At 19.3% G+C, this 15,106-nt stretch carries 31 protein-coding genes; 12 read left to right on the plus strand and 19 right to left on the minus strand.

What is annotated here, in order from left to right; translation table 4 throughout:
• Nucleotides 1-5: 5 nt before the first annotated feature.
• From AAHM89_RS11980 to AAHM89_RS12030, 11 genes are all read right to left on the minus strand, one after another.
• Entirely contained in the window at nucleotides 6-161 is a 156-nt protein-coding gene (locus AAHM89_RS11980; RefSeq protein ID WP_342266088.1) for a hypothetical protein, read from the minus strand.
• Between the two features lie 70 nt (nucleotides 162-231).
• Nucleotides 232-372, minus strand: a complete 141-nt coding sequence (locus tag AAHM89_RS11985) for a hypothetical protein (RefSeq protein WP_342266087.1) — start codon at nucleotides 370-372, stop codon at nucleotides 232-234.
• 63 nt (nucleotides 373-435) lie between these two features.
• Complete coding sequence (locus AAHM89_RS11990) at nucleotides 436-618, minus strand: hypothetical protein (RefSeq protein ID WP_342266086.1); 183 nt, start codon at nucleotides 616-618, stop codon at nucleotides 436-438.
• Nucleotides 619-633: 15 nt separating this feature from the next.
• Nucleotides 634-1,458 carry a RecT family recombinase gene (locus tag AAHM89_RS11995; protein ID WP_342265891.1) on the minus strand — a complete coding sequence of 275 codons (825 nt, stop codon included), beginning with the start codon at nucleotides 1,456-1,458 and terminating at the stop codon, nucleotides 634-636.
• Complete coding sequence (locus AAHM89_RS12000) at nucleotides 1,451-1,594, minus strand: hypothetical protein (protein ID WP_342265890.1); 144 nt, start codon at nucleotides 1,592-1,594, stop codon at nucleotides 1,451-1,453. Before AAHM89_RS12000 ends, AAHM89_RS11995 begins: the two co-directional genes overlap by 8 nt.
• 9 nt (nucleotides 1,595-1,603) lie before the next feature.
• On the minus strand, nucleotides 1,604-1,795 hold the full coding sequence (locus tag AAHM89_RS12005; protein ID WP_338977522.1) for a hypothetical protein: 192 nt from the start codon (nucleotides 1,793-1,795) through the stop codon (nucleotides 1,604-1,606).
• A complete protein-coding gene (locus tag AAHM89_RS12010; protein WP_174480767.1) occupies nucleotides 1,788-2,012 on the minus strand; it encodes a hypothetical protein in 225 nt (74 codons plus the stop codon). The genes AAHM89_RS12005 and AAHM89_RS12010 overlap by 8 nt, the downstream gene beginning before the upstream one ends.
• The gene (locus AAHM89_RS12015; RefSeq protein ID WP_342265889.1) at nucleotides 2,002-2,655 is read right to left on the minus strand and encodes a PD-(D/E)XK nuclease family protein; all 654 of its coding nucleotides are present in this window, start codon (nucleotides 2,653-2,655) and stop codon (nucleotides 2,002-2,004) included. Before AAHM89_RS12015 ends, AAHM89_RS12010 begins: the two co-directional genes overlap by 11 nt.
• A complete protein-coding gene (locus tag AAHM89_RS12020) occupies nucleotides 2,648-2,875 on the minus strand; it encodes a hypothetical protein (protein WP_342265888.1) in 228 nt (75 codons plus the stop codon). Before AAHM89_RS12020 ends, AAHM89_RS12015 begins: the two co-directional genes overlap by 8 nt.
• Nucleotides 2,865-2,999 (minus strand): hypothetical protein, encoded by a 135-nt coding sequence (locus AAHM89_RS12025; protein ID WP_342265887.1) that lies wholly within the window; start codon nucleotides 2,997-2,999, stop codon nucleotides 2,865-2,867. Before AAHM89_RS12025 ends, AAHM89_RS12020 begins: the two co-directional genes overlap by 11 nt.
• 18 nt (nucleotides 3,000-3,017) lie before the next feature.
• A complete protein-coding gene (locus tag AAHM89_RS12030) occupies nucleotides 3,018-3,230 on the minus strand; it encodes a hypothetical protein (protein WP_174480025.1) in 213 nt (70 codons plus the stop codon).
• Between the two features lie 484 nt (nucleotides 3,231-3,714).
• Here AAHM89_RS12030 and AAHM89_RS12035 point away from each other — a divergent pair, with 484 nt between their 5' ends.
• From AAHM89_RS12035 to AAHM89_RS12080, 10 genes are all read left to right on the plus strand, one after another.
• The gene (locus tag AAHM89_RS12035; protein WP_339045912.1) at nucleotides 3,715-4,137 is read left to right on the plus strand and encodes a transposase family protein; all 423 of its coding nucleotides are present in this window, start codon (nucleotides 3,715-3,717) and stop codon (nucleotides 4,135-4,137) included.
• Between the two features lie 23 nt (nucleotides 4,138-4,160).
• Nucleotides 4,161-4,568 carry a transposase family protein gene (locus AAHM89_RS12040; protein ID WP_339045908.1) on the plus strand — a complete coding sequence of 136 codons (408 nt, stop codon included), beginning with the start codon at nucleotides 4,161-4,163 and terminating at the stop codon, nucleotides 4,566-4,568.
• Between the two features lie 195 nt (nucleotides 4,569-4,763).
• Nucleotides 4,764-4,979, plus strand: coding sequence for a hypothetical protein (locus tag AAHM89_RS12045; protein ID WP_342266471.1), 216 nt, complete (start codon nucleotides 4,764-4,766; stop codon nucleotides 4,977-4,979).
• A gap of 1 nt (nucleotide 4,980) precedes the next feature.
• Complete coding sequence (locus AAHM89_RS12050) at nucleotides 4,981-5,787, plus strand: recombinase RecT (protein WP_342266472.1); 807 nt, start codon at nucleotides 4,981-4,983, stop codon at nucleotides 5,785-5,787.
• A 181-nt stretch (nucleotides 5,788-5,968) separates the two neighbouring features.
• Complete coding sequence (locus AAHM89_RS12055) at nucleotides 5,969-6,121, plus strand: hypothetical protein (RefSeq protein WP_342266473.1); 153 nt, start codon at nucleotides 5,969-5,971, stop codon at nucleotides 6,119-6,121.
• A complete protein-coding gene (locus AAHM89_RS12060) occupies nucleotides 6,114-6,281 on the plus strand; it encodes a hypothetical protein (protein WP_342266474.1) in 168 nt (55 codons plus the stop codon). Before AAHM89_RS12055 ends, AAHM89_RS12060 begins: the two co-directional genes overlap by 8 nt.
• On the plus strand, nucleotides 6,274-6,507 hold the full coding sequence (locus AAHM89_RS12065; protein WP_342266475.1) for a hypothetical protein: 234 nt from the start codon (nucleotides 6,274-6,276) through the stop codon (nucleotides 6,505-6,507). Before AAHM89_RS12060 ends, AAHM89_RS12065 begins: the two co-directional genes overlap by 8 nt.
• Nucleotides 6,497-7,051 (plus strand): hypothetical protein, encoded by a 555-nt coding sequence (locus AAHM89_RS12070; protein WP_342266476.1) that lies wholly within the window; start codon nucleotides 6,497-6,499, stop codon nucleotides 7,049-7,051. Before AAHM89_RS12065 ends, AAHM89_RS12070 begins: the two co-directional genes overlap by 11 nt.
• Nucleotides 7,051-7,236 carry a hypothetical protein gene (locus AAHM89_RS12075; protein ID WP_342266477.1) on the plus strand — a complete coding sequence of 62 codons (186 nt, stop codon included), beginning with the start codon at nucleotides 7,051-7,053 and terminating at the stop codon, nucleotides 7,234-7,236. The genes AAHM89_RS12070 and AAHM89_RS12075 overlap by 1 nt, the downstream gene beginning before the upstream one ends.
• Complete coding sequence (locus tag AAHM89_RS12080) at nucleotides 7,236-7,430, plus strand: hypothetical protein (RefSeq protein WP_342266478.1); 195 nt, start codon at nucleotides 7,236-7,238, stop codon at nucleotides 7,428-7,430. The genes AAHM89_RS12075 and AAHM89_RS12080 overlap by 1 nt, the downstream gene beginning before the upstream one ends.
• A 357-nt stretch (nucleotides 7,431-7,787) precedes the next feature.
• On the opposite strand, the gene AAHM89_RS12085 is transcribed toward AAHM89_RS12080, so the two are convergent.
• The 4 genes from AAHM89_RS12085 to AAHM89_RS12100 form a co-directional block, all read right to left on the minus strand.
• Nucleotides 7,788-8,141 carry a hypothetical protein gene (locus AAHM89_RS12085; RefSeq protein WP_342266479.1) on the minus strand — a complete coding sequence of 118 codons (354 nt, stop codon included), beginning with the start codon at nucleotides 8,139-8,141 and terminating at the stop codon, nucleotides 7,788-7,790.
• Nucleotides 8,142-8,185: 44 nt separating this feature from the next.
• Nucleotides 8,186-9,277 (minus strand): hypothetical protein, encoded by a 1,092-nt coding sequence (locus AAHM89_RS12090; protein WP_342266480.1) that lies wholly within the window; start codon nucleotides 9,275-9,277, stop codon nucleotides 8,186-8,188.
• A 196-nt stretch (nucleotides 9,278-9,473) separates the two neighbouring features.
• On the minus strand, nucleotides 9,474-9,881 hold the full coding sequence (locus tag AAHM89_RS12095; RefSeq protein WP_339045908.1) for a transposase family protein: 408 nt from the start codon (nucleotides 9,879-9,881) through the stop codon (nucleotides 9,474-9,476).
• 23 nt (nucleotides 9,882-9,904) lie between these two features.
• Nucleotides 9,905-10,327 (minus strand): transposase family protein, encoded by a 423-nt coding sequence (locus AAHM89_RS12100; RefSeq protein WP_339045912.1) that lies wholly within the window; start codon nucleotides 10,325-10,327, stop codon nucleotides 9,905-9,907.
• Between the two features lie 96 nt (nucleotides 10,328-10,423).
• Between AAHM89_RS12100 and AAHM89_RS12105 the strand changes: the two genes are divergently transcribed.
• Complete coding sequence (locus AAHM89_RS12105) at nucleotides 10,424-10,768, plus strand: hypothetical protein (protein WP_342266481.1); 345 nt, start codon at nucleotides 10,424-10,426, stop codon at nucleotides 10,766-10,768.
• Nucleotides 10,769-10,841: 73 nt separating this feature from the next.
• On the opposite strand, the gene AAHM89_RS12110 is transcribed toward AAHM89_RS12105, so the two are convergent.
• The 4 genes from AAHM89_RS12110 to AAHM89_RS12125 all read right to left on the minus strand — a co-directional run bounded on the left by AAHM89_RS12110 (nucleotide 10,842) and on the right by AAHM89_RS12125 (nucleotide 14,512).
• Nucleotides 10,842-11,036 carry a hypothetical protein gene (locus AAHM89_RS12110; RefSeq protein WP_342266482.1) on the minus strand — a complete coding sequence of 65 codons (195 nt, stop codon included), beginning with the start codon at nucleotides 11,034-11,036 and terminating at the stop codon, nucleotides 10,842-10,844.
• A gap of 244 nt (nucleotides 11,037-11,280) precedes the next feature.
• Nucleotides 11,281-11,706, minus strand: coding sequence for a hypothetical protein (locus tag AAHM89_RS12115; protein WP_342266483.1), 426 nt, complete (start codon nucleotides 11,704-11,706; stop codon nucleotides 11,281-11,283).
• Between the two features lie 398 nt (nucleotides 11,707-12,104).
• Nucleotides 12,105-12,992, minus strand: coding sequence for a lipoprotein (locus tag AAHM89_RS12120; RefSeq protein WP_342266484.1), 888 nt, complete (start codon nucleotides 12,990-12,992; stop codon nucleotides 12,105-12,107).
• A gap of 401 nt (nucleotides 12,993-13,393) precedes the next feature.
• Nucleotides 13,394-14,512: an Mbov_0401 family ICE element transposase-like protein gene (locus AAHM89_RS12125; RefSeq protein WP_342266485.1), complete on the minus strand. Its 1,119-nt coding sequence runs from the start codon at nucleotides 14,510-14,512 to the stop codon at nucleotides 13,394-13,396.
• Between the two features lie 294 nt (nucleotides 14,513-14,806).
• Between AAHM89_RS12125 and AAHM89_RS12130 the strand changes: the two genes are divergently transcribed.
• On the plus strand, nucleotides 14,807-15,106 hold the full coding sequence (locus tag AAHM89_RS12130; RefSeq protein ID WP_342218296.1) for a hypothetical protein: 300 nt from the start codon (nucleotides 14,807-14,809) through the stop codon (nucleotides 15,104-15,106).

Raw genomic sequence — 15,106 nt, forward strand, 5'->3', positions numbered from 1 at the left:
TCCTTTTATTCTCAATCAAATTCATTAAAACTATCTTGTATTATTCGCATATATTCTTTATCATTATTTTTTCTGGCTTCTAATCATTGTTCCATTAATCATTTTGCTAAATCTCATTTAGTCATTATTTCACATCCTTTTCTTCATCACACATATCACATTCTCCAAAATAATAATATTCTACGTTATAATATATATAATGTTTGCATGGTTTTAAATTATCTTTATTCATTAATCAAAGTCTCCATTTTCTATTTTTTTAATAAGTTCTTGACGTATTATTAAATTCATTGAAATAATTATTTGTTTTTCCCAATTATCAGTTTCCATAAATAAATTTTTTAAATATTTAAGTAATTTTTCTTTATTCATTATTCAAAATCAACTAATTTTAATCTAAATATTAATTCAATACTTACATCTTCATGTTCACATTTATTCATTATCAAATTCTCCATTTTCTATAAATTCAAGTACTTTATAATAAGCAGTAAGTTTACCTGCTTCTTTTAAAGAATCACATAAACAAATACTAATTTGTTTATTTAATCAAATAATTAATTTTTGTTTATATTCGTTTTTATATTCATCAATAATATCTTCAGTAGTAATTTCCATTATTTATTCTCCTTATTAAACTTCAAAATTTTCTATTATTTCTTCTTCTTTTTCTAATTCTTTTAATTTAGATAAAGTAGAATTTATATCAGTATTATCAATATTATTATTTGAATTAATAATTTTAACTTCATCACCAGTATTATCTTTATAAGCAATTGTTTCTTCATCAATTACTACACTTTGGTCTAATTGAAGTGCTAAATTAATATCATCTTGATTATTTAATACTATAATTGGTGTTTTATTAATTTCACGAATTAATGCTTTTACAACTGTTTTTAATGCCATTTGGTCAAAACTAGTATTTCAAGGACTATCTTCACGCTTAGTTTTACTAAATTTTTTTCTTCATTCTTGACATTCTTCAACAGTCATTCCTTTATAAAAATTATTAATTTTTCCATTTTTATCTAAAAGTGAAATATAACAATAATAACCAATTGTATTAATAGTTTTTCTTTCAAAAATTAATGCTGGATTTATTTCTCATTTATTATTTTCTTGATTAAATTTATGTGCAGTTGTTATTTTTTCTCTTTGAAAATCAACTACTAATCCAGTTCTTTGTAATAATGTTAATCAACCATCTTCTTGAATTTGAACTTGTAATTCATCACCATAAGGAATTAATGCTAATTCTTTTTTAATAGGATTAATTGAAAGATTTAATTTGTATAAATTAAATAAAGCATTAAATAAACTTTGTTGATTCATATTTCTTAAATCTTTACTAGAATTTCTAATCATTTCATAATAATTTCTAAATTTTAATAATTCTTCTTTATTACTTTTAATAAAATTAGGAATTTTTAATTCATTTTTACTATTATTACTCATTATTTTCTTCTCCTTTTTTATTTAATAATTCTAAAATTTCATCTAATTTTTTATTAATTTTTCCTATATGTTTTAATAAAATTAAAATTGATTTATCCATACCAGAACTTTTCTTACCAGAACTTTTCTTATCCATAATTTTCTCCTATCATTTTTTAATTGTTTTAAATCTATTATCTAAATGTATTTCAATATTTTTACTAGGATTAACTATTAAATGACTATTAATCTCAATTCAATTATTTAGATTACTATCTAATTTTTTAGGTAACTTATCAAATTCAATTGAATTACAAGAATAAATAGTTTTTTCTTTAATTGTTTTTTCATTAATCATTTTTATTTCTTCTTAATCATTCTTTAATATTATTTTTCAAAATATTTAATTCTTTAATTTGACCTCTTAAAACATCTAATTCTCATAAATTTAATTGATTTAAATTAATTTCTTCAATTTGATATTCTAAAAATTCAATTCTAGCATTAAGATTTTTAACTAATAATTCATTAAAATTACATTTTTTATTTTTACAATATTCCAATTTATATTCCATTTTTATCTTCTCCTTTAAAATATTTTATTTTTGCTTTAAATCATTCATTTATTAATTCATTTGATATTTCAATTTCTAATTCTTGTTGAGTATTTTTATTAGTTAAATAAACATAAGTTTTATAAGATGGAGTTATGCCATTTTCAAGTAACATACAATAATAAGCAGTTAATTGTAATTTAATTCTTTTGAATTTATCTTCATCAATACAAGCATATGTTTTATAATCAACTAAATAATATTTATTTTCTTTTTTATCTAAATAAACTAAATCTGGTGTTCCTGCAACTAAAGTATCAGTAATAGGTTTTTCAATAATAAATTCATAATTATTTTTATCTTTAAATTTTTCTTTTAAAAAAATAAGTGATTTTTTACAATAAGAATAATTTATATTATTAGTTACTGGTTTTAATTTTTTTAATAAATTATTAATAATATTTTCTTGATTAATATTTTGTAAATATAATTCATTAAGTTTATGAACTCATTTACCACGAACTGAAGCATTTTTTAATACTTCTGGTGCTATATGACTATATCCAAAACCTAAATAATTATCAATAATTCTAGAAACTGAAATTAATTCTTTATCTTCTAAAAAATATTGATGTGTTTCTTTTTTAAAAATTAATTTAGGCATATCCATCACGTTTGGCTTCTAAAAAAGCATATCAACCTTCAATAATTTTTAATGCATAATCAATATCTTTTTCTTCTTTAATAAGTTTTTCTAATATTTTTAACATTCCATAATTTATTAAATCATCTGAGATATTTTTTTCTTTACATTCTTTATATCTATCTCTATAAAAACTATTAACAAATTTAAAACCATCATATTCTTTACCATTAATTTTCATATTTATAACTTTCCTTTCTACCTATTAATATTCAAAAACATTTATTACATAATCTATTACCAAAAGAAGATTTTTTTCTACAATTATCACAAGAACCAACCATTCTATATTCTCTATATTCCATAAATATTTTTTCCTTTCATTAATTAAGTTTTTTATTTATCATGTCTGATTCTTCTTTTGAAATATAAACTTCCAATACTAATATTTCATAATGTGTAATAAAAGCATTTTCTAATAAATGATGTTTATAATTTCTATGAAAATTATTAGCATCTATAAAAGTACAAAAAACTTTATATTTTGTTTCATCTGTATAATTAACTTTGTATTTTACTAAATAAATGTATGACATATTTATTTTTCTCCTTTATTTTTGTTATTGTGTTATGATATTGTTAATGAGGTATGTATTTATATATAAAACCCCCTATTTTCTTACATAATACAAATGTAATTATTAATTAGATTAATGGGTTCTTTACTGAGCCATCATAAGGCTATTCAAATTAATCTATAATTACATTAAGCGATACAGTGTAACATTTTAACTTGCTTAACATTAAATGCTCTTTTATTCTGATATAGAAGTATTTACATAAAGTACTCACTATTAGACTTCTACGACAGTTTTATTAAGTTTTAATCTTTTAACAAAAAAAGAACGATAGTTATATCGTTCTTTGTTATCCAATTATGAATCTAAGGGTTAAAGTGATGCGCCCCTTATAAAAGACATATTCCATAATTAAATTTTTTAAAAGTCAATTAATTAATAATTTTAAAATTTATTTTATAATTTTGTTATTAACAATAAATTTAGAAAAGTGTTGATAAAAATGATTTTTGAAAATTTAAAAAAATTAAAAAATGAAGAATTTTACAGATATTTTGGTATAAAACGTTTTCATTTTAATGAAATGTTAGAAAAATTAATTGAAATAGAAAAATTAGAAAAAAATAAAGGTCGAAAAAATAAACTTTCAGTAGAAGAAAGATTAATGATGACTTTATTATACTGAAAAGAATATTATACTTTTTTTCAAATGAGTATTAAATCTAAAATGAGCCCATCAAGTTGTTTTCGAAATATTACTTGAGTAGAAAATAAACTTAGTAACCACAAAGATTACCAATTTTTAAAAGAAAGATATAAATTAAAAATTGATAAAAAACAAGAAAATTCAAATGAATTTCAATTTTATTTAATTGATTCAACTGAGATTGAAATTGAAAGACCAACTAAAAAAAACTACAGTTAGAATATTTTTCTGGTAAAAGTTGAATGTATTCTATAAAATTTCAAATTGTATATGATTTTTTTAATAAAAAAATTGTTGATATTTTTGCTGATAATGGTAAAGTGCATGATTTTCAAATATTAAAAAATTCAAATCTTGAATTTTCAGAAAAAACAATAATTATTGGTGATTTAGGATATCAAGGTATACAAAATATTTATAAAAATACAATAATACCAATTAAAAGAACTAAAAATAAAAAATTAACTAAACAAGAAAGAAAATACAATAAGATTGTATCTAAAATTAGAATTAAAGTTGAACATGTCTTTGCTTGATTGAAAAGATTCAAAATTTTAGTAAATAAATGTAGAAAATCTAAATTTAGACTTATGTACTTAAGATTTAACTTACTTTGTGAAATTTTTAATAAAATAAAACCATTAAAATAAAAAAATATTAAAAATATTTTTTTAAAATTTAAATTTTTATCGAGTTAATATAAAAATATTATTAACAATTTTTTGTTTAAAATGTAAACTCATTTTTTAAACTATTTTTTCAAAAAATATTTATTTCTATATTCAATAACACTAAATAGTTTTAAAACAATTTTATTGACAATTAATTAAATTTAATTACGGAATATGTCCAAAGTTTTTACTAAAGAATTATTAGAAAAATCAAAATTACAAATAATAGCATATTATTGATTATTAAAAAATAATAATTATGAATTATCAAATACTCATTTTATATGTTGAATTAAAGAAAAAGAAATTGAATTAATAAAAGTTGAAATAACAAATGAATTATTAATTGAATGAGAAAAAGCAATTTGAACATGAAAGGAATTAAAATAAAATGGCAAATGAATTATTAGTTAAAAATATTAATAATGGTAATGTAGAAAAATTTATTAGACAAAAAGGTATTATTAATAATTTAGAAATACAAAAATTTAAAAGTAATGTATTGGCAATTTCAAATCAATATGGTTTAGATAAAGCATATCCAGATACTATTATTAATAGTTGTTATCAAGCAGTATTATTGAATTTACCATTAGAAAAGAATTTTGGTTATTGTTATATTGTCCCTTATTGAGATAGTAATACAAAAGTAAATAATGCTCAATTTCAAATGGGATATAAAGGTTATATTCAATTAGCATTACGTAGTCAACAATATAAAGAAATTAATGTTAGTGATGTTAGATTAACAGAAATTAAAAAAGTAGATAGACTTAAGGGAATTGAATTTAATTGAATACAAGATGATTTAGAAAGATTAAAACAGCCTATTATTGGTTATGTAGCATATTTTCAATTGGTAAATGGTTTTGAAAAAACTTTATATATGTCAAAAGAACAAATAGAAAAACATTTTTTAAAATATTCAAAAACTTATGCCAAAAATAAAGAATTTGTTGTTAGTGATTTTGATAGTATGGCATTAAAAACTGTATTAACTCAATTATTAAGAAAATGGGGAATTATGAGTACTGAAATGCAAATTGCATATGAAAGTGACCAAGCAATTATTACTGAAAATGAAAAAATATATATTGATAATCCAAATACTAATAATGTAATTGAAAATAATACTAATTTTCAACAATTAGAAGAAAATATTAATAAATTAGATAATTTGGTATTTAAAAATGAATAAATGTAAATATTGTAAAAAAAATAATTTGATTAACAAATTATTGATGTATGAATTGTTTAAAAATATTAGTTATGAATTTAAATAAAAATAAGGAGAAATAATTACGAATAAAGATGATTTAAAACCATGTAAACATTATATATATTATAAAGTCCAAAATTATTATTTTGGAGAATGTGATATGTGTGATGAAGAAAATAGAGTAAATAAAAGTGTATTACGTAAATATATAACAGATTTAATGTTTAAGTATAAAGATAAAGCAGATTCAATCTTAGTTTTACATGAAATATTTTTATGTTTAAATGAAAGTTGAGTTGATAATAATGAATAAAGAAAAATTAATTAATTATTTAAATGAAAAATTAAAAAATACAAAAGAACAATATAATGATGAATTTTATCAAGATTTACAACAATATATAAAAGGTGAAATTGATTTTATTAAAATTTTATTAAATATAGTAGAAAAAGGTAATTTTGATAATGAATAATTCTAAACAGAAAAATATAAATTTAGGAATTAATTATAAAAATGCTTGATTAACATTTATTAGTGCAAATTGACATAAATGTAAAAATAAAAAATATAAATGCTATTGAAAAGATAACTCTATTGACATATTCACATTACTAGAATTGTATTTTAATTTTTCAAATACATGTGAACTAAATAACTTAACAAGAATTAAAGAAGTTGGTGAATTTGATGATGACTAATTATTTACTTTCAATTGACCCAAGTATAAAAAATACAGGATTTACTTTATGAGATGTTAAATGATGTCATGGAGGATGTGGTAAAGAAATATGTCATCACCATACACCATTATGAATAGGAAGTTTTAGTTTTAATAAAAAATTAGATTTTATTGATTTTCAAGGTGAAATATTTTTTCAGAGAAAAAGAAATAATGATATAGATTTAATTATTGAACGTGGTACTTTTCATTCAAAAAATGGTATTGGTTATGAAACACAAGAACATTTAAGAGGTTTTATTGCTGGACAATTTAATAAATTATTAACAAAAAATATGTTAATAAGTCCAAGTGAGTGAAAGAAATGATATGTAAAAAATGATAAATATTGTTCTGCTATTACATTTGTAAATGGTATAAATTATAAATGAGATAAAAATGTTTCTTTATTTATGTGTGAATATTTAATAAAAGAAAATAAATGAAATATAAAAATATCAAGTCATGATGAAGCAGATAGTTTATTAATTGGTTGATATTATTTAAATAAGGAGAATAAATAATGAAATTATATAAATGTCATTATTGTAAAAAAACAATATTTTATGAATGAGAAAGAATTTATAATACTACACCAAGATTTTTAAGAAAACCAAAATTAAATTGAAGTATGCATAAAGAATGTTTTATTAAATATGAAAATAATCAAGAAATAGAAAAATTAATTAAAAATAAGGAAGTAAAATAATGCAAAAACAAAAACAAGAAAAAGTATTACTTAAATGTATTGTTAAATATTGTAATAGTAAAGTATTAGTTACTTTAAAAATTGGAAATATTGAAGATAGTGCTGTTCAATTTTTTAATATGTGTTATTTTCATAAAAAACAATTTAAAAATAAAATAAAAGAAATAAAAAATGAATTTAAAAATAAGGAGTAAATAATGGTTTGATGAGAAATATTAACTATAGTATCAGTATCAGTAATATTATTTTTAATGATAATTTCAGTACTAACGGATGTTATAACTAAAATTATTAAATATAGATAATATAACTAAATTATCTATATTTAATATAGAAAATATGATATAATTATATTATGTTAGTATGGTATTCATTTGAAATAATAATGAACTAAGTACATTAGTGTTGCCTTACTAATATTTTTTTTATTAAAAAAAGTTACCACAAGGTAACTTTTTAATTAGGTGCCAACCTAACAATTACATCAGTTTGAGAAAAATTGATATTATCATCATATACTTACATAAGTAAGTCTCTTAATTATACATTATTTAAGATTTTGGAGGAATATTATTATCTATTAATTCAATAGTCTTATTAATTTGTTCTTCAATTTTTGGATTTTCTTTTTTAATTTTTATAAATTTGTAAGTACTTATAATTAAAAAGAATATATAAATTAAATAAGATATTAATAATATTAATATCAATAAAATATTATCATGATATTCTTTAGTAAAAAATGAAAATATACCACTAATAATTAAAGGTATTATTCCTAATCATAAAATTATATATGATTTAACATTTTTTTTTCTAAAACCAAGTCAACCAATTGCACTAATCATAATAGTTAATGCAAATGTAATACTAACTATTTTTATTCCTGTTTCATTACTAATCATTTTATCAATTACCTTTCTTACATTATTGCTAACATTATAACAAATTATCTTGGATTTATTACAATTTTTGATATTGTTAAAGAATATTTTTTGGTTATTGCTCTTATTGTTTGCTTTTTAGTATTATTAGGAAAATTATATGCTTGCAAATCTAAACATAAATAAAAAGGAAAAAATTCTAAATTAAAATTTAGTCTACTATTATTTAAATTTTTAAAACCTAAATACATATAACTATTGTCATTAATATTTAATTCAGTAATAATTCCACCAGTAGGTTCTACATAACGCTCTCTTTTACCATTAATTTTTATACTTTCTTTCCCAACCACTTTATTATATAAATTATATAAATTGTTTTCGTTATTTACTTTTATTCCAATTGTTGCCAAACCAGTATATGCTTGATTTCCGCCAATAATATCAATAATTTGATTTTCATTTTTCTTAATTATTTTTTTGTTATCATTATAATAAATTAGTTGATTTAATTTTGTTTTAAATACAAAGTTTTCAATTTTATTAGAAAATTCTTCACTACTATCTAATATAAAAGCATGCAAACTTACATGATTTCCTTTTTTTATTTCTTCAGTATTATATTCTCATGATAAATAAACTTCTATACTATCATAATATCTTTGTAAATCTTCAAAATTTTTTATTAGAAATGTTGGGTCTAGTCTTTCTTCAATATCTAAGTTTATTTCTAATGGTTTAATTTTTGGTAAAACATGATTATCTCAATTATAAGATGAATATTTTAATTTTCCATCATTTACAATAAATAAATCTTCTAATGATAAATCTGCACTATATGTTGGATTTTTAGGAATAATAATTATCGGTTTTACTACATTCATAGGTTCTGGTGGTAATATTTTAGCTGGATAACTAAATGTATTTTCTTCACTTTCTTCATATTCATCATGATTTAATTTATATAAAGTTAATCAGTTAAACATATTACTAGTAAATAATCCCATATTATTATAACGAAATTGTGCAACTGATATTTCATTATAATCACCTTTATAAGTAAAAGGATTATCACTATAAAATGTATGTCTTTCTTCACCTTGATGTAAACTTTGAGTTACTATTGTATCAATAATATAGGCATATTCTTTGGACATATTCCGTAATTAAATTTAATTAATTGTCAATAAAATTGTTTTAAAACTATTTAGTGTTATTGAATATAGAAATAAATATTTTTTGAAAAAATAGTTTAAAAAATGAGTTTACATTTTAAACAAAAAATTGTTAATAATATTTTTATATTAACTCGATAAAAATTTAAATTTTAAAAAAATATTTTTAATATTTTTTTTATTTTAATGGTTTTATTTTATTAAAAATTTCACAAAGTAAGTTAAATCTTAAGTACATAAGTCTAAATTTAGATTTTCTACATTTATTTACTAAAATTTTGAATCTTTTCAATCAAGCAAAGACATGTTCAACTTTAATTCTAATTTTAGATACAATCTTATTGTATTTTCTTTCTTGTTTAGTTAATTTTTTATTTTTAGTTCTTTTAATTGGTATTATTGTATTTTTATAAATATTTTGTATACCTTGATATCCTAAATCACCAATAATTATTGTTTTTTCTGAAAATTCAAGATTTGAATTTTTTAATATTTGAAAATCATGCACTTTACCATTATCAGCAAAAATATCAACAATTTTTTTATTAAAAAAATCATATACAATTTGAAATTTTATAGAATACATTCAACTTTTACCAGAAAAATATTCTAACTGTAGTTTTTTTTAGTTGGTCTTTCAATTTCAATCTCAGTTGAATCAATTAAATAAAATTGAAATTCATTTGAATTTTCTTGTTTTTTATCAATTTTTAATTTATATCTTTCTTTTAAAAATTGGTAATCTTTGTGGTTACTAAGTTTATTTTCTACTCAAGTAATATTTCGAAAACAACTTGATGGGCTCATTTTAGATTTAATACTCATTTGAAAAAAAGTATAATATTCTTTTCAGTATAATAAAGTCATCATTAATCTTTCTTCTACTGAAAGTTTATTTTTTCGACCTTTATTTTTTTCTAATTTTTCTATTTCAATTAATTTTTCTAACATTTCATTAAAATGAAAACGTTTTATACCAAAATATCTGTAAAATTCTTCATTTTTTAATTTTTTTAAATTTTCAAAAATCATTTTTATCAACACTTTTCTAAATTTATTGTTAATAACAAAATTATAAAATAAATTTTAAAATTATTAATTGACTTTTAAAAAATTTAATTACGGAATATGTCTATAGATGAACAAGGGGTAAATTTCATATTAAATTATTACAATAATTATAGTGATGAATCATCATGAATATCTGCTGAAAAATATTTATTACCATATTTAAAATTTTTAAAACCAATAGATAATACTGGTTGAGGTGGTTCTATTACTGAAAAAGATTATAAAGATTGAGCATGAAGTTTTTGATTAAATGATAGTAGACTTGCTAAAAAAAATAATTCAAAATCTATTTTAGAAAATTATGTTAATAAAAACTCAGATTTTAAGTCTATTGATATAAGAACACAAAGAAGTGGTTTAGGTGATGCAGATCTTACTTGAGAAATTTGAAAAAATTCTTAATTTAATTTTTATACCATTTCTGCTTAATTAATAAAAAGATGATTACCAAAAATAATCATCTTTTTATTAATACTTACAATATATTACATTTTTTACTTTTGTTATCACTTATTTCTGATTTAGTGCTTTTATTTTTTATATTTATATTTTCATATTCTTCATTAACTTTTTGAAAATTTGGCTCATTTACTATTTTATTTTGTTCATTTTTATCATTGCTAAAACCAGCTTGACTGGCATTAACAACAACTTGTCCAGCAGCATACATAGTATTTCCTCCTAAATAACATTAATATAATGTTTAGTAATATTTTAAATCTTTAAAATAAAGTACAAGTAATTAATAATTTATGTTAATTTTAGATATAAATACATATAGTACATATTTTGATAAATATTATATTTAAAAAAATATTTATATAAATATTGCTAGTATTGTTATATTAAGAACAAGAACCATAATTATAATACTTAAAATTTTTCATATTTTTTTAATTTTTACATATTTAAAATTAAAGATTACCACTAAATAATTTAATATATGATTTAGATACATCATAATTAGGCGATATTTTATTTCTTAATGCTGGTATTGGTTTCATTTCTTCATAATGATGTTCATTATTTACTTCATTAATATATGATTTAGATACATCATAATTAGGTTTATTAATTGTATCTCACTGAAGAGTATCATAAATATTTTCAATTTGCAAAATTTCTTCATAATGATGTTCATTATTTACTTCATTAATATATGATTTAGATACATCATAATTAGGTTTATTAATTGAAAATTCATTTTTTTTATTTATTTCTATTTTAAAACTATTGTTTTTTTTATTTAATATTGATATTTCTTTTTTTAAAATTTCTATTTTCTTTTGGAAAACAAATTTTTTTATATTTTTTAAAATATTTTTTATAAATTTTAACATTTCATTTTTTTCCTTTTTAATTAAATAATATTTTTTTATATAATTATTAATTAAAATAATTTTAATTAATATAGTAAATTATCTCTACATTTATTTATTGAAAAACGCAATTGTCAAACAAGAATCTATAATTATTGTTGAAAGCATTATGCAAATAAGTCAAGTACAAAATTATGATTTTTCTATGGTATAGATTTAATAAATTTAAATTTAGATTTAACCAAAACATATAAAGGAACTGGTGATGACTCAATTGGGGAAAAAGAAATTAGTGCAAGATTTGTAAGCCATAAAAAGTTAAACAAATTAAACTAAATCAAATTGAAAAAATTTACGAAAAACTTTTGCAGAACGCATTTCAAAATTTCAAATACATAAACGAAAAAAGCCTTTATATATTAAATTGATTTTAATACTAGTTCAATATTTGCAGTTCCTTTAAAATTATCACCTTTAGCAACTATATCAACAGGAATATTTATTATATTTTTTTGTGAAAAATCAATATCTTTATCTACTAATGTTACTTTGGTTCCTGCTTTATAAATAATATAATCATGCATTGATATAGAATCATTTTTAATTTCATTTACAATTTTAAAATGTAATTTGGCAATAACATCTTCTAAATTGTAAGCCTGTATATAGTAAAAATAATATTGCCCTTTAATTCATGAAATATCATATTTATTTTTAATATAACTAACTAAAATAGTAGTTTCCCCTTTAAATTTAAGACTATTATTTTTAACAGTAATTTTAACAGTTAAAAAATTAGTTGAATTAATAATATCACTATCTTGTATAGCAGTTGTAGTTCCTGCCTTATAAACATCATAATCACTAGTTTTTATAGTATTTAAATCTTTAATTTGTGCTAATGCTATTTGTAATTTTTCTAAGAAATCTGCTTTTGTATTTGCGTGTAATTGTCCTAAATTTATAGTATTTGTAATTTTAATATCAATTTTTTTATCTAAGCTATAAGTAACTATAACACTACCTTTATATTTTATTGAATTTGATTTAGCAGTTAATGTAGCTGATATATTGGTAATATTTGTTATATTAACTTCATTTTCAATATTTGTTGGTAATTTATCTTTAATCATATTTACAGTTAAATCTTTACCATTTGTTTCAATTGTTCCTAAATCTAAATCTTTAAAATTACTTATATCAATTTTTTTATCTATGGGGGGTTTTTCTTCACCACATGCAATAATACTTGTACTAGTTGCTGTTGTTAGAGCAATCGCTCCTATCATACTTAATAATTTTTTCATATTTTTTTTCCTTGTAAATTTATAAATTTTTTTTAGTAGTTTTTGAAAAATTAAATTTTTTAGTAAATTTTTCTCTAATTAAACCATTTGTATTTTTATTAGTACCTCTTTGGGAAGATTAATATTGATTTGCAAAATAAATTTTAATATTTAATTTTGGGACGGTAACAAAAACGGAGGATATAATTACTTTTTAAACATTTCTTTAAAATTATAGACAAGAAATAATTGTAATTATATGCAATTGTAAATACATCTTACTACTAAATTAAATGAATTACAATTAAAATACAAATATTAAAAAAATCATTAATAAAATTTAATATTTATATAAAACAAAAATTCTTATTAACTTTTAATTTAATAAGTTTTTAAAATTTTAATAAAAAAAATTAATTAAGTTATGTTTTTAAATTTATTTGATTACATTTAAAAATAACCATTTTAATATAAATATTTATGTTATAAGTTCTATTGCCAAGCATTTCTTTTAAAATATGTCAAATATTACCTTCTGTAAAACAACCAATATTTCACTTTGCACCTTGATTTTTAATACCTTGTTTATTATTTTTAAAATATTGTTTTTTTAATTTTTTATGGTTTTTTAATATTTCATTCATATATTTTATTAACTCATCATATTGACCATTTTCAATAAAATTTCTACAAATCTTATATTCATCTCAATATTTTCCTTTATTTCCAGCGATTATTCCAACATATAATTTTTTAACTAAATGGAATTTATCTAAAACAAAACTTGCACCTAAATAATCAGCAACTTCTTTAATTCATCCTGCACTATCTCCACAAATAATAATTTTTGCTTGGTCAAAATTTTCAAAAAATCTATTTCCTTGTTCTTTGATAAATTCAGCAGTTTTTTTAACACCAATTGCCATTTTTGTTGGTCTTATTATTACATCTGCTCTTTTATTAACTAATTTATGATTAACATTATCTGTACAAAATAATACTAAACGCATTGAATATTTACCAGAATTGCGTTTAAATTTTCAAAATTTTCGATGTCCATCATCAATACTAATATAAATAAATTGATTTGGTTCTAATTTTATTTTAGGAACATCTAATTTATTAACTTGATATTCTTGAAATAATCTACTAATACTTGTTGTACTAAATTTTGTTTGCTTCATAGTATGTAAAATATCAACATATCTTTTTCCATCAGCAAAATGTTCAATAACATTATTTTTGATATCCTGACAAGTTCTTTTATATTTAGGTAATTCTAATTCTTCATCTAATAAACAAACTCTTACTCATTTTTTTAATTGTTCATCATAATATTTATAATCACGACATTTATAAGTAACAAGACCATTGATAGTATTTCTAGTTCTTTCTTTAATTTTAACTGGAATATATTTTCTATCTCTTTCTTTTAATATTCTTCAATCTGTTTTTTCTCATTGATTTTTTATATCATCTTTAAATGATTGATACATTCTTTTTGTTGCTTCTTTTAAAGTTCATAAATAATTAAAACTCATATTTTTTCTCCTAACTATTTTAAAAAAATCTAAATTTATTGTAAATATATTTAAAAAATTAATTTACTTAATTATTATATAAATATATAAGTGTAATTTTAAATAAAATAAAAAATATTTAAAAAACCACTTTCATATTTAAAATATAATAAACAATTTCAATATAATTAATAGTATAGGTATCATAAAATAAATGCCTTTAATTTAGGCGTTATTTTGCATTTAAAAGCATACTTGTAAAAATAATCAAAAATAGTACAATTTAAAAGTAAAATTAAGAAATAAGGAGAATTTATGAGTAAAAAAAGAAGCAAAGTTCGAAAAAAAGTAAAAAATAAGCAAAAACAATTTAAAATGATGAATGATAATTTTGATGAAGATGTAATTTGTCAAAGAAAAGGATGCAATATTGTATCAGATAATATTGTTCAATTAAGAGTTGACGAAAAAAAAGTAACCAATGTTTTTTTATGTAAAGAACATGCAGATGAACTTGAATATGAGTTAGCACCTGAATGGTTAGAAGAAATTAGAAAAGAATTAAAAAATGATGATGAAATTGATAATGTAGAATTGTTAGTAAATTATTTATAA

This window comes from Spiroplasma endosymbiont of Villa modesta, assembly GCF_964030925.1.
GTDB lineage: Bacteria > Bacillota_I > Bacilli_A > Mycoplasmatales > VBWQ01 > Spiroplasma_E.